The 24,758-nt window shown below is 63.1% G+C and carries 21 protein-coding genes; 15 read left to right on the top strand and 6 right to left on the bottom strand.

The annotated features are described in order from the left end of the window. Positions 1-131: 131 nt before the first annotated feature. The 3 genes from coaBC to dut all read left to right on the top strand — a co-directional run bounded on the left by coaBC (position 132) and on the right by dut (position 2,905). Positions 132-1,304 (top strand): bifunctional phosphopantothenoylcysteine decarboxylase/phosphopantothenate--cysteine ligase CoaBC, encoded by a 1,173-nt coding sequence (coaBC, locus tag PPGU16_RS03160; RefSeq protein ID WP_434064412.1) that lies wholly within the window; start codon positions 132-134, stop codon positions 1,302-1,304. Between the two features lie 85 nt (positions 1,305-1,389). After that, positions 1,390-2,394 (top strand): LLM class flavin-dependent oxidoreductase, encoded by a 1,005-nt coding sequence (locus PPGU16_RS03155; RefSeq protein ID WP_180721670.1) that lies wholly within the window; start codon positions 1,390-1,392, stop codon positions 2,392-2,394. A 64-nt stretch (positions 2,395-2,458) separates the two neighbouring features. Beyond that, positions 2,459-2,905: a dUTP diphosphatase gene (gene dut / locus PPGU16_RS03150; protein ID WP_180721669.1), complete on the top strand. Its 447-nt coding sequence runs from the start codon at positions 2,459-2,461 to the stop codon at positions 2,903-2,905. A 95-nt stretch (positions 2,906-3,000) separates the two neighbouring features. On the opposite strand, the gene clpA is transcribed toward dut, so the two are convergent. After that, positions 3,001-5,301 (bottom strand): ATP-dependent Clp protease ATP-binding subunit ClpA, encoded by a 2,301-nt coding sequence (gene clpA / locus PPGU16_RS03145; protein ID WP_035986179.1) that lies wholly within the window; start codon positions 5,299-5,301, stop codon positions 3,001-3,003. Beyond that, complete coding sequence (clpS, locus tag PPGU16_RS03140; RefSeq protein WP_007586255.1) at positions 5,298-5,612, bottom strand: ATP-dependent Clp protease adapter ClpS; 315 nt, start codon at positions 5,610-5,612, stop codon at positions 5,298-5,300. Before clpS ends, clpA begins: the two co-directional genes overlap by 4 nt. 540 nt (positions 5,613-6,152) lie before the next feature. Here clpS and cspD point away from each other — a divergent pair. Continuing rightward, complete coding sequence (gene cspD / locus PPGU16_RS03135; protein WP_007586257.1) at positions 6,153-6,359, top strand: cold shock domain-containing protein CspD; 207 nt, start codon at positions 6,153-6,155, stop codon at positions 6,357-6,359. A 92-nt stretch (positions 6,360-6,451) separates the two neighbouring features. On the opposite strand, the gene PPGU16_RS03130 is transcribed toward cspD, so the two are convergent. The 3 genes from PPGU16_RS03130 to icd form a co-directional block, all read right to left on the bottom strand. Then, positions 6,452-8,074: a multicopper oxidase family protein gene (locus PPGU16_RS03130; RefSeq protein WP_180721668.1), complete on the bottom strand. Its 1,623-nt coding sequence runs from the start codon at positions 8,072-8,074 to the stop codon at positions 6,452-6,454. Between the two features lie 138 nt (positions 8,075-8,212). Further along, positions 8,213-8,557, bottom strand: a complete 345-nt coding sequence (locus PPGU16_RS03125) for a hypothetical protein (protein WP_180721667.1) — start codon at positions 8,555-8,557, stop codon at positions 8,213-8,215. Between the two features lie 155 nt (positions 8,558-8,712). Then, on the bottom strand, positions 8,713-9,969 hold the full coding sequence (gene icd, locus PPGU16_RS03120) for an NADP-dependent isocitrate dehydrogenase (protein ID WP_180721666.1): 1,257 nt from the start codon (positions 9,967-9,969) through the stop codon (positions 8,713-8,715). Between the two features lie 382 nt (positions 9,970-10,351). Here icd and PPGU16_RS03115 point away from each other — a divergent pair, with 382 nt between their 5' ends. The 10 genes from PPGU16_RS03115 (at position 10,352) to PPGU16_RS03070 (ending at position 22,970) form a co-directional block, all read left to right on the top strand. Then, positions 10,352-10,921: a pseudouridine synthase gene (locus tag PPGU16_RS03115; RefSeq protein ID WP_180721665.1), complete on the top strand. Its 570-nt coding sequence runs from the start codon at positions 10,352-10,354 to the stop codon at positions 10,919-10,921. Between the two features lie 407 nt (positions 10,922-11,328). Further along, positions 11,329-11,523: a hypothetical protein gene (locus tag PPGU16_RS03110; protein WP_042310425.1), complete on the top strand. Its 195-nt coding sequence runs from the start codon at positions 11,329-11,331 to the stop codon at positions 11,521-11,523. Between the two features lie 145 nt (positions 11,524-11,668). Beyond that, a complete protein-coding gene (locus PPGU16_RS03105) occupies positions 11,669-12,184 on the top strand; it encodes a DUF192 domain-containing protein (RefSeq protein ID WP_180721664.1) in 516 nt (171 codons plus the stop codon). A 259-nt stretch (positions 12,185-12,443) separates the two neighbouring features. Then, positions 12,444-14,549 (top strand): elongation factor G, encoded by a 2,106-nt coding sequence (gene fusA / locus PPGU16_RS03100; RefSeq protein WP_180721663.1) that lies wholly within the window; start codon positions 12,444-12,446, stop codon positions 14,547-14,549. 883 nt (positions 14,550-15,432) lie between these two features. Then, positions 15,433-15,930 carry a cupin domain-containing protein gene (locus tag PPGU16_RS03095; protein ID WP_180721662.1) on the top strand — a complete coding sequence of 166 codons (498 nt, stop codon included), beginning with the start codon at positions 15,433-15,435 and terminating at the stop codon, positions 15,928-15,930. 29 nt (positions 15,931-15,959) lie between these two features. Next, on the top strand, positions 15,960-16,979 hold the full coding sequence (locus tag PPGU16_RS03090; RefSeq protein WP_180721661.1) for a HoxN/HupN/NixA family nickel/cobalt transporter: 1,020 nt from the start codon (positions 15,960-15,962) through the stop codon (positions 16,977-16,979). 259 nt (positions 16,980-17,238) lie between these two features. Then, complete coding sequence (locus PPGU16_RS03085; protein WP_180721660.1) at positions 17,239-18,924, top strand: ABC transporter substrate-binding protein; 1,686 nt, start codon at positions 17,239-17,241, stop codon at positions 18,922-18,924. 31 nt (positions 18,925-18,955) lie between these two features. Further along, complete coding sequence (locus PPGU16_RS03080) at positions 18,956-19,966, top strand: ABC transporter permease (RefSeq protein WP_180721659.1); 1,011 nt, start codon at positions 18,956-18,958, stop codon at positions 19,964-19,966. Further along, positions 19,963-20,856, top strand: coding sequence for an ABC transporter permease (locus tag PPGU16_RS03075; protein ID WP_180721658.1), 894 nt, complete (start codon positions 19,963-19,965; stop codon positions 20,854-20,856). Before PPGU16_RS03080 ends, PPGU16_RS03075 begins: the two co-directional genes overlap by 4 nt. Next, positions 20,853-22,970, top strand: a complete 2,118-nt coding sequence (locus PPGU16_RS03070; protein ID WP_180721657.1) for an ABC transporter ATP-binding protein — start codon at positions 20,853-20,855, stop codon at positions 22,968-22,970. Before PPGU16_RS03075 ends, PPGU16_RS03070 begins: the two co-directional genes overlap by 4 nt. Before the next feature lie 686 nt (positions 22,971-23,656). Here the strand turns inward: PPGU16_RS03070 and PPGU16_RS03065 are convergent. Further along, positions 23,657-23,842, bottom strand: a complete 186-nt coding sequence (locus PPGU16_RS03065; protein WP_180721656.1) for a hypothetical protein — start codon at positions 23,840-23,842, stop codon at positions 23,657-23,659. Here PPGU16_RS03065 and PPGU16_RS03060 point away from each other — a divergent pair. After that, on the top strand, positions 23,842-24,702 hold the full coding sequence (locus PPGU16_RS03060; RefSeq protein WP_180721655.1) for a hypothetical protein: 861 nt from the start codon (positions 23,842-23,844) through the stop codon (positions 24,700-24,702). The genes PPGU16_RS03065 and PPGU16_RS03060 overlap by 1 nt on opposite strands. Positions 24,703-24,758: the final 56 nt, after the last annotated feature.

Genomic DNA, 24,758 nt, shown 5'->3' with positions numbered 1-24,758 from the left:
CAGGGCCGCCTGCACCGCTCACGCAGTCTTGCAGTACGAAGCCGGCGCGCTTCACCGATGCGCCGGCCATCACGTCTTGTCGGAGGCATCAGTTGGCCACAGAACTCGCCGGAAAACACATCGTCCTCGGCATGACAGGCGGGATCGCCTGCTACAAGATCGCTGAACTCACCCGTCTGCTGGTCAAGGCGGGCGCGACCGTCCAGATTGCGATGACGGAAGCAGCGACGCAGTTCATCACACCCGTCACGATGCAAGCGCTCTCCGGCCGCCCGGTCTACACGAGCCAGTGGGACGCGCGCATTCCGAACAACATGCCGCACATCGATCTGTCGCGCGAAGCCGACGCGATCGTGATCGCCCCCGCCTCCACCGATTTCCTCGCCAAACTCGCGCACGGCCTGTGCGACGACCTGCTGTCCACGCTGTGCATCGCACGCGACTGTCCGCTGCTCGTCGTTCCCGCGATGAACCGCCAGATGTGGATGAACCCCGCGACGCAGCGCAACGTCGCGCAGTTGCGCGCGGACGGCATCGAACTGCTCGGCCCGGACTCGGGCGCGCAGGCGTGCGGCGAAGTCGGCGACGGGCGCATGCTCGAACCGGAAGCCGTCTATGAGGCGATCGCATCGTTCTTCACGCCGAAGGTGCTGGCTGGCCGTCGCGTGCTGCTGACGGCGGGCCCGACCTTCGAGCCGCTCGATCCCGTACGCGGCATCACGAACCGTTCGAGCGGCAAGATGGGCTTCGCGCTCGCGCGCGCGGCGCAGCAAGCCGGCGCGGATGTGCACCTCGTCGCAGGTCCTGTCGGTCTGGACACGCCGTGGGGCGTCTATCGCGAGGACGTGCAGACAGCGCAGCAGATGCACGACGCCGTGATGCGCGCGGTACCCGATTACGACATCTTCATCGGCGTCGCGGCCGTCGCGGATTGGCGCGTCGACCACGTCGCGGAGCACAAGATCAAGAAGACCGCCGATCACGCGATTCCATCCTTCGCGTTCGTCGAGAATCCGGACATTCTGGCTTCCGTTGCGAAGCTGCCGCATCCGCCGTTCTGCGTCGGCTTCGCAGCGGAAAGCGGCGATCTCGACGTGCACGGCGAAGAGAAGCGCAAACGCAAGAGCGTGCCGCTTTTAGTCGGCAACCTCGGTCCGCAAACCTTCGGGCTCGACGACAACGAAGTCGTGCTGTTCGAAGCCGCCGGATCGACCAAGCTGCCACGCGCGGACAAGCAGACGCTCGCGCGCGCGCTGATCGCGGAAATCGCAAAGCGCCTGCCGGATGCGAGCGTGATCGGTTGAGTGTGACGCGCTGCTTTGGGCGCGCTTTGTCATACTGAATCGCCACGCTCGAATGCAATCTTTCAGCTAACGCCATGGTGCTGTCATGACCCTGCTCTCCGTCCTCGACCAGACGCCCGTGATCGACGGGCATAAGGTGGCCGATGCGATCGCCGCGACGGTCGAACTCGCGCAACTCGCCGACGACCTCGGCTACACGCGCTACTGGTGCGCCGAACACCACGGGCTGTACGGCGTGTCGAACCCCTGCCCGGAAGTGATGCTCGCTCGCCTCGGCAGCGTGACGAAACGCATCCGCATCGGCTCGGGCGGCATCATGCTGCCGTACTACAGCCCGTTCAAGGTCGCCGAGCAATTCCTGATGCTCGAGGCGCTGTTTCCGAATCGCGTCGATCTGGGCGTCGGCCGCGCGCCGGGCGGCGACATGCGCACCGCGCAGGCGGTCGCAGCGGGCGACTACAATCGCGGCGAACTGTTTCCGCAGCAGGTCACCGATCTCGTCGCGCTGATGAGCGGCACGCTGCCGTCCGACCATCTCGCGCACGGCGTGCTGCTGCAGCCACAAGTGGAAACGCGCCCGCAGTTGTGGGTGCTCGGCTCCAGCGATTTCGGCGGCATGCTGGCCGCGCAACTGGGCATCCGCTTTTCATTCGCGCATTTCATCAATGCGCATTTCGGGCATGCGGTCGCGCAGGCGTATCGCGAGCGCTTCAGGGCCGGCCACGAGCAGAAGCCGTATCTCGCAGCCGCCGTGTTCGTGATCTGCGCGGACACGGAGCAGGAAGCCGCAGACCTCGAAAAAGCCGTCGACCTGCGCCGCGTGCAAATGGCCTATGGATTGAACGAGCTAGTGCCTTCCATCGCGCAAGGGCTCGCGCAGGAATACGGCGAGCGCGAGCGGCTGATTATCGACCGGGAAAAGCCGCGCAGTATCATCGGCACGCCGGAGTCCGTCACGGAGCGGCTGCACGCATTGCAGGAACAGTTCGATGCCGACGAACTGATCGTGCTGTCGGTCGCGGGCAGCTATCGCGCGCGACTGCGCTCGTATGAACTGCTTGCCGACGCATTTGATCTCGGCAAGTCATGAATCGATCACGGCGGTCCGTTGCCATGACGCGCGCCGCCACTTCTTCAACCTCTCTCCGAACTGCATGAAACTCGACCTGAAGATTCTCGACCCGCGCATGCGCGAGCAACTTCCCGCTTACGCCACGCCGGGCAGCGCGGGCCTCGACCTGCGCGCGTGCCTCGATGCGCCGCTGACGCTCGAACCCGGCCAAACGGCGCTCGTGCCGACCGGCCTCGCAATCCATGTCGCCGATCCCGGCTATGCAGCGCTGATCCTGCCGCGCTCGGGCCTGGGCCACAAGCACGGCATCGTGCTCGGCAACCTGGTCGGCCTGATCGACTCGGACTACCAGGGCCAATTGATGATCTCGACGTGGAACCGCGGCACGACCACGTTCACGCTGAATCCGATGGAACGCCTCGCCCAACTGGTGATCGTGCCCGTCGTGCAAGCGACGTTCAATATCGTCGACGAGTTCGAGACCAGCGATCGTGGTGAGGGCGGCTTCGGCAGCACCGGCAAACACTGAGGCCTTACTCAGTTTCCGTTGCGCGAGCATCAAAACAAAAACGGCGTGGGGTTTGAAACCCACGCCGTTCGTTTTTGCTTCGAGAGATTCGACGCTTAGTCGACTTCCACTGCTTCCGGATTCGGATTGCGCGGCGGCGTCGAGTTCTCGTCGAACGTCAGCTGGACCTTGTCGTCTGCATCGACGTCGACCGTCACGCGGCCCCCGCTCATCAGCTTGCCGAACAGCAGTTCGTCGGCCAGCGCGCGGCGGATCGTGTCCTGGATCAGACGCTGCATCGGACGCGCGCCCATCAGCGGATCGAAACCGTGCTTCGCGAGATGCTTGCGCAGCGCGTCGGTGAAGAGCGCGTCGACCTTCTTCTCGTGCAGCTGATCTTCCAGTTGCATCAGGAACTTGTCGACAACGCGCATGATGATTTCTTCATCGAGCGAGCGGAAGCTGATCGTCGCATCCAGACGGTTGCGGAACTCCGGCGTGAACATGCGCTTGATGTCGGCCATTTCGTCGCCCGACTCGCGGCGCGTCGTAAAGCCGATCACCGACTTGCCCATCGCTTCGGCACCCGCATTCGTCGTCATGATGATGATGACGTTGCGGAAGTCCGCCTTGCGGCCGTTGTTATCCGTCAGCGTGCCGTGATCCATCACCTGCAGCAGCACGTTGTAGATATCCGGATGCGCCTTCTCGATTTCGTCGAGCAGCAGCACGCAGTGCGGCTTCTTCGTCACGGCTTCCGTCAGCAGACCGCCCTGATCGAAACCGACGTATCCCGGCGGCGCGCCGATCAACCGGCTGACCGCGTGACGCTCCATGTATTCCGACATGTCAAAGCGGATCAGCTCGATACCCAGCGTGAACGCCAGTTGCCGAGCGACTTCCGTCTTGCCGACGCCCGTGGGGCCGGAGAACAGGAACGCGCCGATCGGCTTGTCCGTCTTGCCGAGGCCTGCGCGCGCCATCTTGATCGAAGCCGACAGCGCGTCGATAGCGGGATCCTGACCGAACACGACGGCCTTCAGATCGCGGTCGAGTGTCTGCAGCTTGCTGCGGTCGTCCTGCGACACGCTTTGCGCCGGCACGCGTGCAATCTTCGAGATGATTTCCTCGATCTCGCTCTTGCCGATCGTCTTCTTCTGCTTCGACTTCGGCAGGATGCGTTGCGCCGCGCCCGCTTCGTCGATCACGTCGATGGCCTTGTCGGGCAAATGACGATCCGTGATGAAGCGCGCCGACAGCTCAGCCGCCGCCGACAGCGCACCCGACGAGTACTTCACGCCATGGTGCTCTTCGAAGCGCGACTTCAGGCCGCGCAGGATCGCCACCGTCTGCTCGACGGTCGGCTCGGTCACGTCGATCTTCTGGAAACGACGCGACAACGCTGCGTCCTTTTCGAAGATGCCGCGGAATTCCGTGAACGTCGTCGCGCCGATGCATTTGAGCGTGCCTGACGACAGCGCCGGCTTCAGCAGGTTCGATGCGTCCAGCGTGCCGCCCGATGCAGCGCCCGCGCCGATCAGCGTATGAATTTCGTCGATGAACAGGATCGCGTTCGGACGTTCCTTCAGTTCCTTCAGGACCGTCTTCAGGCGCTGCTCAAAATCGCCGCGATACTTGGTGCCGGCAAGCAACGCGCCCATGTCGAGCGAATAGACCTGCGCATCCACCAGAATGTCGGGCACCTCGCCGCGCGTAATGCGCCATGCGAGCCCCTCGGCGATCGCCGTCTTCCCGACGCCGGCCTCACCGACCAGTAGCGGATTGTTCTTGCGGCGACGGCACAGCACCTGAACGACGCGCTCGACTTCCGGCTCGCGTCCGATCAGCGGATCGATGCGGCCGTCTTTCGCCATCTGGTTCAGGTTCTGCGTGAACTGCGCAAGCGGTGTTTCCTTTTGCGCAGCGGCTTCGTCCGATTCCGCATTTGCGTCGGTCGACTTCGCAGCTTCGGAGCTGTTGGTCTTCGCGATGCCATGCGAAATGAAATTGACGACGTCCAGACGCGTCACGCCCTGCTGTTGCAGGTAATACACCGCGTGGGAGTCCTTCTCGCCGAAGATCGCCACGAGCACGTTCGCGCCCGTCACTTCCTTCTTGCCGTTCGAGGTGGACTGGACGTGCATGATCGCGCGCTGGATCACACGCTGGAAACCCAGCGTGGGCTGCGTATCGACGTCGTCGGTGCCCGGAACGGTCGGCGTATTGTCGTGAATGAAGTTGCGCAGGTTCTGACGCAGGTCTTCGATGTTGGCTGCGCATGCGCGTAGCACTTCGGCCGCCGTCGGATTGTCCAACAGCGCCAGCAAAAGATGTTCGACCGTAATGAACTCATGCCGCGCCTGGCGCGCTTCCATGAACGCCATGTGCAGGCTGACTTCCAGTTCCTGGGCAATCATGCTTCCTCCATCACGCACTGCAGCGGATGCCCTGCCTGCCGCGCGTGGGTAACGACTTGCTCGACTTTGGTCGACGCGATGTCCCGCGTGTAGACCCCACAAACTCCCCTGCCTTCGCGATGGACCTTCAACATGATCTGCGTTGCGGTCTCACGATCTTTATTGAAATATTCCTGCACGACCATCACGACGAATTCCATCGGCGTGAAATCGTCATTCAACAACACCACCTTGAACATGGCAGGCGGTTTCAGCTTTTGATCCTGCCGCTCGAGTACGGTGTTGTCCTGCTTGTCCGGGATAATCGCCATACACCCATTCTAAACAACTCGGACAGGCCCGCAATCCTGTCAAAACCCGACCGGCTGGCCGGACATCTGTTCCCTCCGGCCCTGTGGAGCGGCCTCTCGCGGGTGCGCCCTGCGCCGGGCCGCATGCGGTAGCGGCCCTCCGGTATATCCGTGTTGCAGCTTGATGACTGCAGTCGGATCGAGTATCGCACAACCCGGGCCAGCAAGCTGATGACACGCCAACCCGTCAAACCGCCTCTCACCGCTGAACTGCATGTGAGTCGATTATGCGACTTTTCAAGACGCGCCGCTTGCGCCACCGCACATAAGAAAAGCGGGAAAAACCCTGGAAATTGGTTCTTTACAACGAAGAAATGGGCGTCTCAAAATTTTCTTGACACTCGAATAAAGAGACTCAACAATCAAGCTGGCACTTTTTTCAACAAGCGGTTTATACGAAAAAATGCCGTTGGTGAGCTTGTGAGGAGGGACGACTGCATTCCGTGGTCGTTGAGCTTTTCGAGGGCTCGTGGCAGCTTTTGAGTTACAGGGGAAGTTGGTATGGCAACTGGTACGGTCAAGTGGTTCAACGACGCGAAAGGTTTCGGATTCATTACGCCCGACGAAGGCGGTGAGGATCTGTTTGCACACTTTTCGGCTATCCAGATGAACGGTTTCAAGACCCTCAAGGAAGGCCAGAAAGTTAGCTTCGAGGTCGTTCAAGGCCCGAAGGGCAAACAGGCATCGAACATTCAGTCCGCAGCCTGATACGTTCGGTCCGCAGCCTTGAAAACCCGGCTTCTGCCGGGTTTTTTCGTTTCTGGCCTGTGCCATGTCTCTATCGATAACTACGGCAGCATTCAGACAACCTTGAGGGTTGCCATCATGCCGAGGTCTTCGTGTTCCAGTATGTGGCAATGGAACATCCGCTCGCCCGCGTCGCGCTGTACCGTCGCGATGCGCACCGTCTCGCCGGGCTGCACGTTGACGGTATCCCGCCATGCGAGAAACGGCTCGCGCGTGTTCGCGCCGCCCCGCTCCCGCCCGATCACCTGAAACTGCGTGCCGTGCAGATGGAACGGATGATCCATGTCGGTGCGGTTCTCGATCGACCAGACCTCGACTTCGCCGCGCCGGCTAGTCAGTGCGATGCGCGACGGCTCGAAGCTGGCGCCGTTGATCATGAACTGCATGCCGGGCGGCAGCGCCGACATCGCTGCGCCGGGACGGTGCATGGCGGCCATGTCCATCGCCTCGGTGAACACGACGGATTTTTGCGGGACTTTGTCGGTTGGGTTGTCAGCAGATGACAACAGCGGCGCGATGGGACGCAGCGTCGACGGTACGGCGCGCGCCGCGTTGGGCGAGCCCGGCACGAAGCGCACGTCGGCGAGCGGCCTGGCGGCGTCGGCGGGCAGGCTTTTGCCCTCCGTCATCGTCATCTTGCGGCGGTCGTACGCGGCAGCGGTGAGGATCGCCGCCGACGTCTGCGCACCTGCGCGCACGACGATCTCGGCGCGCTCGCCCGGCGCGAGCAGCAATTCCGTCAAGCCGTCGCGCGGCTTGTCGAGCAAACCGCCATCGGTGCCGACTTGCGTGAAGGTATGTTCACCGCCCAGCGACACGCTGAGATAGCGGGCATTACACCCATTCCACAGACGCCAGCGCTCGTCCTGCGCGACATCGATACGCGGACGGCGCGCGCCGTTCACCAGCACGAACTGCCCTTCGCGGCCGTTCATCCAGTCCATCATGTCGTTCGGCGCGATGGACGCGTCGTTCGCCAGTTTCAGGTCCGAGAAGAACAGATGACGTTCGGGGAACGCGGCGAGCGGATCGTCGGCGGCGCGCACGACGATCGGCCCGGCCAGCCCGCGAAACACCTGTTCCGCCGACATCATGTGCGGATGCGGGTGATACCAGTACGTGCCGGCGCTGCCGGGCGGCAGCGTGAAACGATAGACGTGCGACGCCCCCGGCGCGACGGGATTGGTCGGATTGCCGTCCTGATCGGGCGGCACGGGCAAGCCGTGCCAGTGAATCGTCGACGGCTGCGGCAGACGGTTGACGAAGCGGATTTCGACGGTATCGCCTTCGCGCACGTCGATGAGCGGACCGACGATCGGCCCTTGCGCGGCGTCGCCGTACAGCCATAGGGATGTTGAATGCCCCGGCATCAACTGGCGGCGCACGGGTTGCGCGACCAGCGTCGCGCGAAAGATACCCGGCTCACTGCTTTCATTCGCGAGCTTGCGCAATGCGGCAAGCGGCGCGCCGGCGGGCAGCGCCGTTTCCGGCGCGAGCTTCGGGGTTGCGTGGGCGGCGTGCGTGTTGACGGCATGCGTCGATGACATGCCCGGCATGTCGTCCATATCGCTCATGCCGGACATGCCGTGCATCGAATGCTGCGCGAAGACGTTGCGCGTGACGAGCGACGCGACGGCAACGCTCAGTGTGCGGGCGAGAAAATCCCTGCGAATCATGGATTGTTTCCTTGCTGATGCGGCGCGGCGACACTGTTGCGCGCGGCGCATGGATCGTGTGACGTGAGCGGGCGTGACGAAGTCAGTCACGCATCGGTTTCTTGTGCGCTGCGCTGAACAAGCGCTGACATGAAACCGTCACACGATCGGCGGACGCACGGGCGGTGCACGCGTGACGCTGGCGCGCGCGGGGTCGCTATCGGCGCCCGGCAAATCCGACGACGCCATGCGCATCGCCATGCCGATGTTCGACAGCAGTGCGCCGCAATGCGTGCCGCACGCCGTCATGCAGCACAGCGAATGCATGCGATGGCAGGACGAGGTCGAATCACTCGTGTTCGTCGACGTGTCGCGATGAATCGCATTCGTATGCACGCTCATCGCTTGCAGCGAGGCATCACGATGATGCTCGCACGCCGACGCGCCCTGCATGCCGAGCAAGGCGAGCGCCAACACGATAAGAATGCGCCACAACGATTTCATGCCTGTCTGTCGATGCGAACGTGCGCCAGATGCAAAGGAAGTGAGCCGATGATAACGCAGCCACGTTGCCGCGCAGATGACGCAGGCTCAAAACAAAACCCCGGTTTGCTTTCGCTTGCCGGGGTTTCGTTGAAGATGGAGGCGCTACGCCGCGCTCACATATTGTCGATCATCACCTGACCGAAGCCCGAGCACGACACCTGCGTCGCGCCTTCCATCAGGCGCGCGAAGTCATACGTGACGCGCTTCGACAGAATCGACTTTTCCATCGACGACAGAATCGCATCCGCCGCTTCCGTCCAGCCCAGATGCCGCAACATCATCTCCGCCGACAGAATCTCCGAACCCGGATTCACATAGTCCTTGCCCGCGTACTTCGGCGCCGTGCCGTGCGTCGCTTCGAACATCGCGACCGAGTCCGACATGTTCGCGCCCGGCGCAATGCCGATGCCGCCAACCTGCGCGGCCAGTGCGTCGGAGATGTAATCGCCGTTCAGGTTCAGCGTCGCGATCACGTCGTATTCAGCGGGACGCAGCAGGATCTGCTGCAGGAACGCATCCGCGATCACATCCTTCACGACGACATCGTTGCCCGTCTTCGGATTCTTCACCTTCATCCACGGGCCGCCATCGATCAGCTCCGCGCCGAACTCTTTTTGCGCCAACGCATAGCCGTAGTCACGGAATGCGCCTTCCGTGTACTTCATGATGTTGCCCTTGTGCACCAGCGTGACCGTGCGGCGATCGTGATCGAGCGCGTACTGGATCGCCTTGCGCACCAGACGCTCGGTGCCTTCGCGCGACACCGGCTTCACGCCGATACCCGACGAATCCGGAAAGCGGATCTTCTTCACGCCCATTTCTTCGCGCAGGAACTGGATGACCTTCTTCGCCTCGGGCGAACCAGCCGGCCATTCGATGCCCGCGTAGATGTCTTCCGAGTTCTCGCGGAAGATCACCATGTTGACCTTCTCCGGCTCGCGCAGCGGTGACGGCACACCTTTGAAGTACTGCACGGGGCGCAGGCACACATAGAGGTCCAACTCCTGGCGCAGCGCGACGTTCAGCGAGCGGATGCCGCCGCCGACGGGCGTCGTGAGCGGCCCCTTGATCGACACGATGTAGTCCTTCACCACCTGCAGCGTTTCTTCCGGCAGCCACACGTCGGGACCATACACTTTGGTCGCCTTCTCGCCCGCGAAGATTTCCATCCAGTGGATCTTCTTCTTGCCGCCGTACGCCTTTGCAACGGCTGCATCGACGACCTTGATCATCACGGGCGTAATGTCGACGCCCGTGCCGTCGCCTTCGATGTACGGAATGATCGGCTGATCGGAAACGTTGAGCGAGAAATCCGGATTGACAGTGATCTTGTCACCGTCAGCCGGAACCGTGATGTGCTGATACGCCATGATCGGACTCCAGTGATAGCTGGTCTGTGAGAACAGGTTGGAAATGCGAAACCGGGGCGCCCCTCTTGCGCGCGACGCGGTGCCGCGCCGATTCGAGTGCTGATGCCAGATACCGATGCAGCAAGCGGCCAGGCGGCTATTCTAGCCCACGTCGGCCCGAGGCCGCCCTCCGGGCGTGCACGTAGGCCGGCGTACCGGCGGAACTGCATGTAGCAGAACGCGCTGTCTTATGTCTTATATAAGACATAAGACTTGCTCCCGTGAATTATGCATTAAGATCTCGCCATCCGCCACCCGACGCAGCCATCGAGACTCGCAGCGCGCTTCGACGCGATTGCTGCGATTACACGGCTGACGCATCCGCACTTCGCCTCGTTCACGCATGACTCTGCTCGCTCTCAACAAACCCTTCGGTACGATCTGCCAGTTTTCGCCGCACGAAACACGCGCGTCGCTGGCCGACTGGGTAAAGATGCCCGGCATCTATCCCGCGGGCCGGCTCGACTCCGATAGCGAAGGTCTGCTGCTCCTCACCGACGACGGCGCACTGCAGGCGCGCATCGCCGAACCTCGGCACAAGCTGGTCAAGCGTTATTGGGCGCAAGTGGAAGGCGCGCCGACAGACGACGATCTCAAGGCGCTCGCGCGCGGCGTCGATCTCGGCGACTATGTCACGCGCCCTTGCCGCGCGGAATTCGTCGAACCCGGCGAAGCACTATGGGCTCGCACGCCGCCCATTCGATATCGCGCGGCGATTCCGACCACCTGGATCGAACTGTCGATCACCGAAGGCAAGAACCGCCAGGTGCGCCGCATGACAGCAGCCGTTGGTTTTCCAACCTTGCGTCTCGTGCGGGTCGGCGTCGGCGCGCTCGATATTTTTTCGCTGGGATTGCAGCCGGGCGAGAACATCGAGCTGCCTTCGCGCGCGCCCTGGGACGGCTTCGCATAGTTGCGAATGCGCCCGCGAAAAACCTGTCGATATTCCGCTAAGCCGTTGTATCGACATGCGTTTTCTATTCGATTGCGTCATTTGAAAAATGCGTGCGAAAAGCGCTGAAAAGTACCAATCTGCGACGCGTTATCACACGCACAAAATTTCCTGAAAATTTTCGTCAACCGCGTCGCGCGTTCATGCGTTAGTCGACGCAGATGCCGATAAAGCTGTCCGGCATTCAGCCTCAAGAGCCTTTGTGCACGCCGCTCCAACGAGCTGCATGAAGGTGTCTGAACGCTCGCAGCCGCAAAGAAAAATTTCTTCGATGCGGATGTCAACCGAAAGGTGGACGGCACGTTTAACGACATGACTCAACCTGATCGGGTCATTGGGTTAATTAACTAAAGCTGAGGATTTGCAAAATGAACAAACTGATCGCCGCTCTGGTCGCTGGCCTCTTCGCAACGGCAGCATTCGCACAAGCTTCGGCACCGGAAGCAGCTTCGGCAGCTCCCGCAGCAGCAGCTTCGTCGCACAAGGCAACGAAGAAGGTTTCGCACAAGAAGTCGCACAAGAAGGCAGCAGCTCCGGCAGCAGCTTCGGCAGCTTCGGAATAAGTTTGTTGCAATAACGCAGTCAAGAATCAAGCAGGTTTGCCGTTCTTACGGCGTTGAAAGGCAGATAGCCGCAAGGCTCTCTGCCTTTTTGTTTTTGACGCGCTCGCGTAACATGCGCGGATCATATTCAGCAAGGAGCCATGTCGTGCGATTTTCATTGCGCTCGTTGATCGCGCGCTTCGCGATTGCAGTTGCATTGCCTGTTGCCGCATTGTCGGCCGTGTCGTTGACGGCGATGTCCGCGCAAGACGCGCATGCGCAGCAGATGCCCCAGGGCGCGAAACAACCTGGCGACTTTCCGCGCGTCAAGCTCACGGCAGGCATGTTCGTCATCGACGCCGCCGTTGCCGCGAACGATGCGGATCGCGAGCAAGGTTTGATGTACCGCACGCAACTTGCGCCGAACGAAGGCATGCTCTTCGTGTTCGGCGAGAACGCCGTGCATTGCTTCTGGATGAAGAACACACTGATCCCGCTGTCGATCGCATTCATGCGTGCGGACGGCACGATCACGGACATCGACGAAATGCAGGCTGAAACCACCAACAACCATTGCCCGAAGAACAACGGCGTCTACGCGCTGGAGATGAGCAAGGGCTGGTTCACGTCGAAGGGCATCAAACCCGGTATGAAGATGCAGGGGTTGCCGGCGCCGCAATAAGCGAATCCGCCCAATCCTCCACACGAACCGGACGAAAGCCGGCGCAGCCACGAGGCGCGCCGGCTTGTTTTTTATCTGCCGCGCCGCAATGTAGGGCGGGCGCCAGCTCTGGCGGCTTCTGGCAGGATTCCTGCAAAAGCCAGGGCGACACGCTATTCTTATAGTCTCACCAGCAGCACCGAGATCGTCCGGGCCGCGCAGCAGATGTCAGCAGAAGGCCCGGCGCCAGCCACCGGCGCGCCAACACATGGAGGTTCACGTGCCCCGCAAGACTCCTATCGAGCGATACCGGAACATCGGTATCAGTGCTCACATCGATGCCGGCAAGACCACCACCACCGAACGCATTCTTTTCTACACCGGCGTGACTCACAAGATCGGCGAGGTTCACGACGGCGCGGCGACGATGGACTGGATGGAACAGGAGCAGGAGCGCGGCATCACGATCACCTCGGCGGCCACGACAGCCTTCTGGAAAGGCATGGCGGGCAATTATCCGGAGCATCGGATCAATATCATCGACACGCCGGGCCACGTCGACTTCACGATCGAAGTCGAACGCTCGATGCGCGTGCTCGACGGCGCGTGCATGGTCTATGACTCGGTCGGCGGCGTGCAGCCGCAGTCCGAAACCGTGTGGCGTCAGGCGAACAAGTACAAGGTGCCGCGCATCGCGTTCGTCAACAAGATGGACCGCGTCGGCGCCGACTTCTTCCGCGTGCAGCGGCAGATCGCCGACCGCCTGAAGGGCGTTGCGGTGCCGATCCAGATTCCCATCGGCGCGGAAGAGCATTTCCAGGGCGTCGTCGATCTGGTCAAGATGAAGGCGATTCTCTGGGACGACGAAAGCCAGGGCATCAAGTTCACGTACGAAGAGATTCCCGACAACCTCAAGGACCTCGCGCACGAGTGGCGCGAAAAGATGGTCGAGGCAGCGGCGGAATCGAGCGAAGAACTGCTCGAAAAGTATCTGACCGATCACGAGAGCCTGACGGAAGACGAGATCAAGGCGGGCTTGCGCAAGCGCACGATCGCCAACGAGATCGTGCCGATGCTGTGCGGCAGCGCGTTCAAGAACAAGGGCGTGCAGGCTATGCTCGACGCCGTGATCGACTATCTGCCCTCGCCTGTCGACGTGCCCGCGATCCTCGGCCACACTGAAGACGACCAGGAAGCGGAGCGTCATCCGAGCGACGACGAGCCGTTCTCCGCGCTCGCGTTCAAGATCATGACGGACCCGTTCGTCGGTCAGCTGATCTTCTTCCGCGTGTATTCGGGCGTCGTGAATTCGGGCGACACCGTCTACAACCCGGTGAAGGAAAAGAAAGAGCGCCTCGGCCGCATTCTTCAGATGCACGCGAACGAGCGCAAGGAAATCAAGGAAGTGCGCGCGGGCGACATCGCGGCGGCTGTCGGTCTGAAGGAAGCGACCACGGGCGATACGCTGTGCGACCCGAACAACATCATCATTCTCGAACGGATGATCTTCCCTGAGCCGGTGATCTCGCAGGCCGTCGAGCCGAAGACGAAGGTCGACCAGGAAAAGATGGGCATTGCGCTGAACCGTCTCGCGCAGGAAGACCCGTCGTTCCGCGTGCAAACGGACGAAGAGTCTGGACAGACGATTATTTCGGGCATGGGCGAACTGCACCTGGAAATTCTCGTCGACCGGATGAAGCGCGAGTTCGGCGTCGAGGCGACGGTCGGCAAGCCGCAGGTCGCGTATCGCGAAACGGTGCGCACCAAGGTTGAAGGCGTCGAAGGCAAGTTCGTGAAGCAGTCGGGCGGACGCGGGCAGTACGGGCATGCCGTCATCACGCTCGAGCCCGATCCGGGCAAGGGCTACGAGTTCGTCGATGCGATCAAGGGCGGCGTGATTCCACGTGAATTCATTCCGGCTGTCGACAAGGGCATTCAGGAAACGCTCAAGGCTGGTGTGCTGGCGGGGTATCCCGTCGTGGACGTGAAAGTGACGTTGACGTTTGGTTCGTACCACGACGTCGACTCGAATGAAAACGCGTTCCGCATGGCTGGCTCGATGGCGTTCAAGGACGCGATGCGGAAGGCGAAGCCGGTGCTTCTCGAGCCGATGATGGCTGTTGAAGTGGAGACGCCTGAGGACTTCATGGGCAACGTGATGGGCGATCTGTCCGGCCGGCGCGGCATCGTGCAGGGTATGGAGGATATTGCCGGCGGTGGCGGCAAGCTCGTGCGTGCCGAAGTGCCGTTGTCGGAGATGTTTGGGTATTCGACGTCGTTGCGGTCGCTTACGCAAGGGCGTGCTACCTATACGATGGAGTTCAAGCATTACGCTGAGACACCGAATAATGTGTCGGAGGCGATTATCAATTCGAAGTCGAAGTAACCGTTTGGTTTAGTTCGCTTCGCGCGAAGGCCTGTTCCTGTTGGGATGGGCCTTTTTCTTTTTTTGCTGTCTGCGACGCTGGGTGTGGTTTTGTTTTTTTTCGCTGGCATCCGCGGTTTGCTTCTGGTTCGCAAGCGTTGCCCCTGTGCGGGGCGGCACCTACTTTTCTTTGCCGCCGCAAAGAAAAGTAGGCAAAAGAAAGCGGCTAACACCGCCAGTCCTGATATTGCCTGAGGGCCCCCACAGGTTCTTACGCTTCACGCGGCAACCACATGACCCATGCTCGTTGCCAGCGCTCTTGCAGTGCTCATCACCCGCTTCAAGCTCCCGCGTTACAGCACGGCGCGCCAGACATTCCTCTGCCGCCCAGGTGGCAAACGGTGTGTTGGCCCAAGTGCTCCGCACGCCTCACTTCGGACCGATAGCGCACGCGCCCCACCCTGTAAGAGCGCTACCCTTTGTGGCGCGACAACCTGCACACAGTTTGCCACCTTGGCGGCACAAGCCATTCGCTGCCGCTGGCCCGAGTACGGGCATTCGAAGCGGGTGAGGCATCGGTGCGAAGCGTTGGCAACGAGCGCTAACAGAGACGTTGCCGTCTGAAGCATAAGAACGGTTGGGGGCCCTCAGGCAAACACACGGGCTGGCGGTGTGAGCCGCTTTCTTTTGCCTACTTTTCTTTGCGGCGGCAAAGAAAAGTAGGTGCCGCCCCGCACAGGGGCGACGCGTGAAGATCAAAGACATCACGCGGATGCCAGCGAAAAAACCAAAAAAACCAAAACCACATCCACCGTCGCCAGACACCCCAAAAAACCCATCCCCCCACTCAAACTTTTGTCCATGCCAGAATACCCAACAACCACGCCCGGCAAGGAGACAACCCATGAGCCACGACCACGAGCCCGCACCCCAATCCCCGATTGACTGGCGCGAACACGGCGTCAAAGTCATCAAGGGCGACCAGCTCGACACCAACACGCCGCAAACTCCGGGCATGAACCGCGCCGCCGCAATCAACGCCGCGCGCGCGGGCGCGCAGAAGCTATGGGCGGGCACCGTCACAATCCACCCGAACGCAAAGACAGGCGCGCACCACCACGGCGCGCTAGAAAGCGTGATCTACGTCGTGCGCGGACACGCGCGCATGCGCTGGGGCGAGCATCTGGAATTCACCGCCGAAGCCGGCCCCGGCGACTTCATCTTCGTGCCGCCATACGTCCCGCATCAGGAAATCAACGCCAGCACCGACGATCCCCTCGAATGCGTGCTCGTGCGCAGCGACAACGAAGCCGTCGTCGTGAACCTCAACATCGACGCCGTCGAGCAGCCCGAAACGGTCTATTGGGTCGACCCGATCCACAAGCACCCGCACGACCATTGAGAAATCGCAAACCCAGGTCCAACGCCCGTATGCCGCCGACTCCTTCGCTGCGTCCCCGTCTGATCACACTCTATGCCGGACTGATCGTCGCCAATCTCGCCGCGTGGGCATGGGCGCTAATCGCGTTTCGCCACTATCCGCTGCTGCTCGGCACCGCGTTGCTCGCCTATGGCTTCGGCCTGCGGCATGCCGTCGACGCCGACCACATCGCCGCGATCGACGCCGTCACGCGCAAGCTGATGCAGGAAGGCAAGCGGCCGCTCGGCGTCGGGCTGGCATTCTCGCTCGGACATTCGACCATCGTGATCGCCGCCACCGTCGGCATCGCGTTGACGGCGCTGTCGCTGCACGGGCGCTTCGAGGCGCTTCATGCCGTGGGCGGGACGATCGGCACGATGGTGTCGTCGGTCTTTCTGCTGGTGCTGGCAGGCGTCAACCTCGTGATCCTGCGCGATGTGTGGCGCCGCTACCGGCACGTGCAGCAAGGCGGAGAACTGACCCACGAAGATGCCTCGCGCGCTGCGCCCGCCGGTCTGCTGTCGCGCGCGCTGAAGCCTCTCTTCCGCCTCGTCACGAAGAGCTGGCACATGTACCCGGTCGGCGTGCTGTTCGGCCTCGGCTTCGACACCGCGACGGAAATCGGCCTGCTCGCCATCGCCGCTGCCGAAGCGGGCAAGGGCCTGCCGCTCTACTCGATCCTCGTGTTTCCCGCGCTCTTCACGGCGGGCATGACGCTCGTCGATTCGACCGACAACGTGCTGATGGTCCACGCGTACAACTGGGCCATGGATGACCCGAAACGCAAGCTCTACTACAACGCGAGCATCACGTTCGTGTCGGCCGTGGTCGCGATCGCGATCGGCGGCATCGAGGCACTCGGCTTGCTCTCGGACAAGCTCGGACTCAACGGCGGCGTCTGGGACGCGGTGGCGGCCGTCAACGAACGCTTCGGCTTGCTGGGCTACGGGATCGTCAGCCTCTTCATGCTGTGCTGGATCGGCTCGATCCTGTTTCATCGCTGGCGCAAACCTGCGCCGATCGGGCGCTAATGTCGCATTGAGCCGCCTCGCCGCCCGAGCGCCGGAACGTTCGCCGCAGCGCGCCGCCCCTTGTGGTCAGGCGGCGCGCCGTTGTGCGCACGATACAACCGCCGCCGGGAATCGTATGAAGGGAACCGCGCGCGGCAGCGAATGCTCCCAATCCAGAGGCAATCGCTTACACTGAACCCGCATCATCGCCGCACTACCACCGCAGCGCCTCGCGACAGCACGCGTGGCGTCCCAACAGAACGGATCGGACCCACCATCGATGAAGAAATCCGCGGACCCGCGTTTTGCGCCTCGCCCGGCAGAAGCACTTGATCTGGAGGCGGCCCGCCGCAGCGCCGACGCCCACGGCAATCACGCCATCGACGAATTTCTCGCCGGCCGCCTCACGCGGCGCGAACTGCTGCGTTATGCGAGCGTGATCGGCATGTCGCTTGCGGGCGGCGGCCTGCTCGCACCGCGCAGCGCCCGCGCGCAAGCCGCAGCGGGTGCGAACGCGACGATCCGCGTCGCTCACCTGACGCCCACGGGCGCCGTCGATCCAATGACGGTCACCGACTCCGCCAGCCTCTGCCTGCTGAATCAGACGGGCGAATTCCTGATCGACGACGACGGCGAAAAACAGACGCTCAAGCCCGTGCTCGCACTGTCGTGGAAGCCGAACGACAAGGGCGACGTGTGGACCTTCAAACTGCGCGAGAACGTGAAATTCCACGACGGCCAGCCCTTCACCGCGAAGGACGTCGCCGCGACTTTCGACCGTCTCGCCGATCCCGCCGCCGGCTCGGCTGCGCTGTCGACGCTTAAAGGCGTGCTGTCGAAGGGCGGCACCAAGGTCATCGACGATCACACGGTCGCGTTCCATCTCGACGCGCCCAACGGCAACTTCCCGTACTACGTTTCGTCCGACAACTACAACGCGGTGATCCTGCCCGCGAACTACGCGGGCAACTACGAGAAGACCTTCATCGGCACAGGGCCGTTCAAGCTCGAAAAGTATCAGGCGAAGGTGGGCGTGTCGTTCGTGCGCAATCCCGACTATTGGGGCGAAAAAGCGCTGCCGCAGCGCGTGCAGTTCACCTTCTACGCGGACCAGCAGGCGCAGATTCTCGCGCTGCAAGGTCATCAGGCCGACGTAATGCCCACGTTCACCGTACAGGGCGGCCAGGGTTTGATCAACAACCCCGAGTTCAAGGTGGTTGGCGTGAAGTCGAGCGCGCATCGGGAAATTCACATGCGCGTCGACAGCCCGCAGTTCAAGGACAAGCGCGTGCGCCAGGCGCTCGCGCTGTCGCTCGATCGCGAAGTGATCGTCAAGGGGCTCTTCAAGGGCCGCGCGCAGGTCGGCAACGACAGCCCGTTCGCGCCCGTGTTTCCGTCGTCGGATGCGGGTGTGCCGCAGCGCAAGATCGATGTCGCGAAGGCAAAGCAACTGCTCGCGCAGGCGGGCGTGCCGAACGGTTTCGACGTGACGCTCACGACCGAAAAATTCATGGAGATTCCCGATCTCGCCGTCGTCGTGCAGAACTACGCGAAGGCCGTCGGCATCCGCATCAATCTGAAGGTCGAGAGTCAATCGCAGTACTACGGCTCGGGCACGCCGGGCAAATCGGACTGGCTGGATTCGCCGCTCGGCATCACCGATTACGGCAGCCGCGGCGTGCCGAACGTGTTCCTCAACGCGCCGTTGACGAGCACGGGCACGTGGAACGCCGCGCACTTCAAGAACCCGCAGTACGACAAGCTGGTCGCTGACTACGTCGCCGCGCTCGATATCGCCGCACAGAAGAAAGTGTCCGCGCAGATCCAGACGCTGCTGCTCGACGAGACGCCCGTGATCTTCCCGTTCTTCTACGACCAGCTGATCGCCGCGCGCAAACAGCTGAACGGCGTGCGCTTCACGGCAATCGCGCAGTTGTATTTCGATCGCGCGACGCTCGCGGCCTGATTGCGCGCAACGCTGCGAGCAAGGAATCTCGATGTCGACCACGGTTTCCGCTTCCGTCGCTCGTGGCCCGCGCGGCAGTGCGATGCGCGTCGTGCGCTTCGTCGGGACGCGGGTCGGGCTGTCACTGATCACGCTGTGGCTGCTGTCGGTGATCGTGTTCGCGGGCGGCCAGATGCTGCCTGGCGATATCGGCCGCGCGATACTCGGCCCGCTCGCCGATGCGCGCGCCGTCGCCGCGCTCAATCATCAGCTCGGCGCGGACCGTCCTCTTCTCACGCAATACACGCAGTGGATCACGCAGTTCGTGCAAGGCGACATGGGCTTGTCGTATACGTATCGCGAGCCTGTCGCGTCGTTCGTCGGCAGTGCGCTGGCGAACTCGGCGAAGCTCGGCTTTCTCGCATTCATCGTAGTGGTACCGCTCGGCATCGCGGGCGGCGTATGGGCCGCGATGCACGCGGGGCGCTGGCTCGACCGCACGATCAGCATCGCAGGTCTGTCGGCGACCGTCGTGCCTGAGTTCGTGTCGTCGATCGTGCTGATACTCGTGTTCGGCGTGTGGCTGCAATGGCTGCCCATCGACGCCACGTATCCGCCCGACGCAGGCATCTTCACGCAACTGAAGCATCTCGTGCTGCCCGTGCTGCCGCTCGTGTTCGTGTTCTTCGGCTATATCGCGCGGATGGCGCGCGCGGGCACCGTCGAGGCGCTCGATGCCGACTACACGCGCACCGCGATCCTGAAGGGGTTGCCGCCGCATATCGTGATCGGCCGGCACGTGCTGCGCAATGCATTGCTGCCGACCATCACCGTCGCGGCGACGCAGCTCGGCTACATGATCGGCGGACTGGTCGTCGTGGAGACGCTGTTCCACTATCAGGGCATCGGCTCGCTGATCTACAACGCAGCGAAGGCCAAAGACTTCCCGATGCTCGAAGGCGGCGTGCTGACCATCGGCGTGGTCTACACGGTCGCCAATCTCGTCGCCGACGCACTGTACGTGCTGCTCAATCCGCGCCTGCGCGTGAGGAGTGCCGAATGAGCACGATGGCTTCGCCTCCGCCCTCGTCGAACACCCCCGTGCCTGCCGCGCCGCGCGCGAGAGACACACGCTACGACGCGCTGCGCATGCTGCTGCGCTCGCCGACGTTCATCGTCGGCGCGGTGATCTTGCTGTGGTGGATCGTCTGCGCGATTGCGGGAACGTGGGTCGCGCCACTCGATCCCTATGCATCCGATCCTTTGAATTCGCTCACACCGCCCGCTGCAGGCCACTGGTTCGGCACCGATCAACTCGGCCGCGACGTGCTGTCGCGTGTGATCGTCGGCGCGCGTGACATCCTGACCATCGCGCCGCTCGCGACGCTGCTCGGCACGCTTGCGGGTACGGCACTCGGCCTGACGGTCGGCTACTTCGACGGCTGGGTCGACAACGTGGTCGGGCGCGCAATCGACGCCGTGCTCGCGCTGCCGCTGGTGATCGTCGCGCTGCTTGCCCTGGCCGCAGTCGGCGCGTCGAACCTGACGGTGATTCTCGTGATCGGCATCACGTTCACGCCCATCACGGCCCGCACGGTGCGAGCCGCCGTGTTCGCCGAACGCCATCTCGACTATGTCGCCGCCGCCCAGCTGCGCGGCGAGAACGCGTTCTACATCATGTTCGCGGAGATCCTGCCGAACGTGTTGCCGCCCATCATCGTCGAAGCGACCGTGCGTCTCGGCTACGCGATCTTCGCGGTCGCCACGCTGTCGTTCCTCGGCTTCGGCATCCAGCCGCCTTCCGCCGACTGGGGCCTCGCGCTCTCCGAGTCGTACACGCTGATGGCAGGCGGCGCATGGTGGACCGTCGTGTTCGATGCGGCCGCGATCGCGTCGCTGGTGGTTGGCGTGAACCTGATCGCGGATGCCGTGGAAGGCGCCGTCGACGCATGAACGGTCCCTCTCCTCCCCCGCCGCCCGCTTCGTTTCCCGCCTTCGATGTGTCGAAGAGCGAGCAGTCCGACGCGCTCACGATCGTCGGCCTGACAGTCGCGTACCGCACGCGCGGACGCGAGCGCGACGTGCTGCAGGACGTCTCGTTTCGTATCCGGCGCGGCGAATCGTATGGGCTCGTCGGCGAATCGGGCTGCGGCAAATCGACGGTCGCGATGGCGACGCTGCGCTATCTTGCGCGCAACGGACGCGTGAAGGCAGGCCGCATATCGATTGCGGGCAAGGAAGTGCATTCTCTCGACGCCGCCGCGTTGCGCGAACTGCGCGCGAACAGAATATCGATGGTCTATCAGGACCCGTCGCGCGCGCTCAACCCGTCGCTGACGATCGCACGCCAGGTGGGCGAAGCGTTCGAGGCATCCGGTGCGACGCGTGAAGATGGACTGAAGCAAACGGCCGACATGCTGCGCAAGGTGCGCATCGCCGAGCCCGAACGCGTGATGGACAGCTATCCGCATCAGTTGTCGGGCGGCATGCAGCAGCGCGTCGTGATTGCAATGGCGCTCGCGTCGAAGCCCGCGCTGCTGATTCTCGACGAACCGACAACAGGTCTCGACGCGACGGTCGAAGCCGAAGTGCTCGATCTCGTCGCGCAATTGCGCGAAGAATTCCATACCGCCGTGCTGTTCATCAGCCACAACCTCGCGGTGATCGGCAGGATGTGCGAACGCGTCGGCGTGCTCTACGCGGGTAAGCTCGTCGAAGAAGGCGCGACGCAGGATGTGTTTGCGCGCCCGCGCCATCCGTACACGGTCGGCCTGTTGCGTTGTCTGCCGACTGTCGGCCGCAGCAAGGACACTGACCGGCTCGACACGATTGCAGGCAGCCTGCCGCAACCGGGTTCCGTCACGCAGGGCTGCATTTATGCGGAGCGCTGCCGTCTCGCCGACGACCGCTGCCGCCGCGAAGCGCCGCCGCCGTATCGACTGAGCGCGCGGCATGGCGATCAGATGTCGCGCTGCCATTACCACGAGCGCGCAATGGAACTGCCGCGCGCGACACCCGCCGATGCACCCGCGCAGACTTCGGGCAACACGCATGCAGCACACGACGCTTCGCCCGTGCTGCGCGCGGAAAGCGTATCGAAGACATTCCACGTCGCGGGCGCAGCGCTGCGCGCCGTCGACGATGTATCGCTCGAACTCGCAAAGGGCGAGACGCTCGGCCTCGTCGGCGAATCCGGCAGCGGCAAGACGACGCTTGCGAAGCTGCTGCTCGGCCTCGTCTCGCCCGATGCCGGCAGCGTCATCGAACTCGACGGCACGCCTTTGCCGGCGCGCGTCACGAACCGCAACGACGAACAGGTGAAGTCGCTGCAGATCGTGTTCCAGAATCCCGACTCGGCGCTCAATCGCGCGCACTCGGTCAGACGACTGATCGGGCGCGCGTTGTCGCGCCTGTCCGCGCTGCACGGCGAGGCGCGCGAAGAAAGGCTTGCGTCGCTCGCACAGGCGGTCAGGCTGCCCGACCGTTATCTGACATCGCGCACGCGGCAACTGTCGGGCGGGTTGAAGCAGCGCGTCGCGATTGCGCGTGCGTTCGCAGGCGATCCGCGCATTGTCGTATGCGACGAGCCGACTTCCGCGCTCGACGTGTCCGTGCAGGCCGCGATCCTCAATCTGCTCGCCGATCTGCAGCGCGATCGCAGCGTGAGCTATGTGTTCATCTCGCACGATCTGAATGTCGTGCGCTATCTGTCCGATCGCATCGCCGTGCTGTATGTCGGGCGCCTGCTGGAAATCGGGCCCGCGTCGGCCGTGTTCGACGGTCCGCATCATCCTTATACGGAAGCCCTGCTGTCGTCGGTGCCCGCGCTCGATCAACAGGACGGCGAAGCCTTTCCCGACGCGAAGCCGCAGCGCATCCGCCTCGCCGGCGAACTGCCGAGCCCTGCCGCGCCGCCGTCCGGCTGCGTGTTTCATACGCGCTGTCCGCGCAAGCTGGGCGCGATCTGCGAACAGCAAGACCCGCCCTACGCCGATGCCGGCGACGCGCATCGCATCCGCTGCCATATCCCCGTCGACGAATTGCGCGTGCTCCAGCGCCGCAACTGATCCCCTGTCCCAGCGTCGCGCCATCGCGCGTTGAAACGAAAATCCCCGTCATTCGAGGCCTGCGTTTCAGGTCCGAAACGTTTTTCGTGTGTTTCGATGCGCGCGCAACCGAGCCGTCACGCGAATGCCACGCGCGACGGGCGTTCGCGCCCAATGGCATGTTTATCGCTAAATGACGCTCACGCATGGGGTTGCGTCGGGATCGACAAATCCTCGGTAACGCTGCTTCGCGCCGTCACTTCGTACGACGCAACGGCGCGCAGAAAGGACAGTCGATCCCGCGTCGGGCGGATGAGGCGTCAGCGCATTCGCCTGACCATGTGGGGGTAGCACGCGGCCCGGCGCCGACAGCCAACGACAACAACGGGCGCCAGGCATACATCAGAAGCCGGAGGCGGCGGGATGGCAGACAGGGAGCATCGCGCGCGACATGCCCTCGAAAACGGCACGCGTCGCGGAACGGAACAGCGAACACGCTCCACCCGCCGCCAATCGGCTCAGCGCGTGCCATACGAACGGGACAAGGCGACAAGCAGTGAATAAGGGATGACGGCTTGCGGGGGTCGTCGTTTCCTCGGGAGAGGTGCGATGAAGAACAACACATTTGATACGTACTACTACAAAGTAATACGGGGTACGGCAGCCTTCGTGGTTGGCGCGGGGACTTTCATGGCGGCCCAGTTCGTTCAGGCCGCATCCGCGGACGATGTGATTCCGAAGTGGATCGTCACAGCCGATGCGCCGCTGCCTGCCAGCGGTGCGTCGGCTGCGATGCAACCTGCACAGAGTGACACGGCATCGACGGGCGTGGAGTCCGGCACGACCACTGCCGCCGACGACGCAGCGTCCGTCTTTCTCCTCAAGACCTGCATTGGCAACGCCGGCAATTGCGCGCCCAACGGCGGACGCGGCAGTGGCGCAGGCGCGAGCGCGGGCGCCGCGGGCGCTGGATCTTCGGGTTCGTCCGGCGCGGCTTCGGGCGGCGGCGGCTTTGGGGCTGCGGCAGGTCCAAGCGGCAATTCGGGCGGTGGTGGGTTTGGTGGTGGTAGCGGGAATGGTGGCGGTGGTGGCGGTGGTGGCGGTGGCGGTGGCGGTGGTGGTGGTGGTGGTGGTGGTGGTGGTGGTGGTGGTGGTGGCGGTGGTGGTGGTGGTGGTGGTGGTGGTGGTGGTGGTGGTGGTGGTGGTGGTGGCGGTGGTGGTGGTGGCGGTGGTGGCGGTGGTGGTGGTGGTGGTGGTGGTGGCGGTGGTGGTGGTGGCGGTGGTGGTGGCGGTGGCGGTGGCGGCGGTGGCGGTGGCGGTGGCGGTAACGGCGGTGGTGGTAACGGCGGTGGTGGTAACGGCGGCGGCGGAAGCGGCGGCTGCGGCTGTGGCGGCGGTGGTAGCGGCGCCGGCGGTCATGGCGGCGGCTTCGGTGGTGGCTTTGGCGGTGGATTCGGCAGCGGTGGATTCGGTGGCGGCGGTTTCGGCGGCGGATTCGGCAAAGGTGGCGGCTACGGCGGTGGCTCAGGTTCAGGCGGCGGACACGGCGGCGGCAACGGACACTGAGGTCGAACGGACGGCGCCCCCGTGCCGTCCCATACGACGACAACCACGCAACGCACGCAGACGCTTCCTGGCCGGTGTTGGCGGTGACGTTTCGATCCCCCGGTCGAACACGTCACCGCCGGAGCCGGGAACGCCGTCGGCGGCATTGGCGGAAAGCCGTCGGCAACACGCGACGACGCATCGATGAATTCACAGCAGAAACGACAAGAGCGGTCCGGACAGTCGGGAAAAACGTATCGGAAC

Source organism: Paraburkholderia largidicola (assembly GCF_013426895.1).
GTDB classification, from domain to species: domain Bacteria; phylum Pseudomonadota; class Gammaproteobacteria; order Burkholderiales; family Burkholderiaceae; genus Paraburkholderia; species Paraburkholderia largidicola.
Note: the sequence above shows the minus strand (reverse complement) of the source record. Positions and strands in the feature narration are given on the sequence as shown.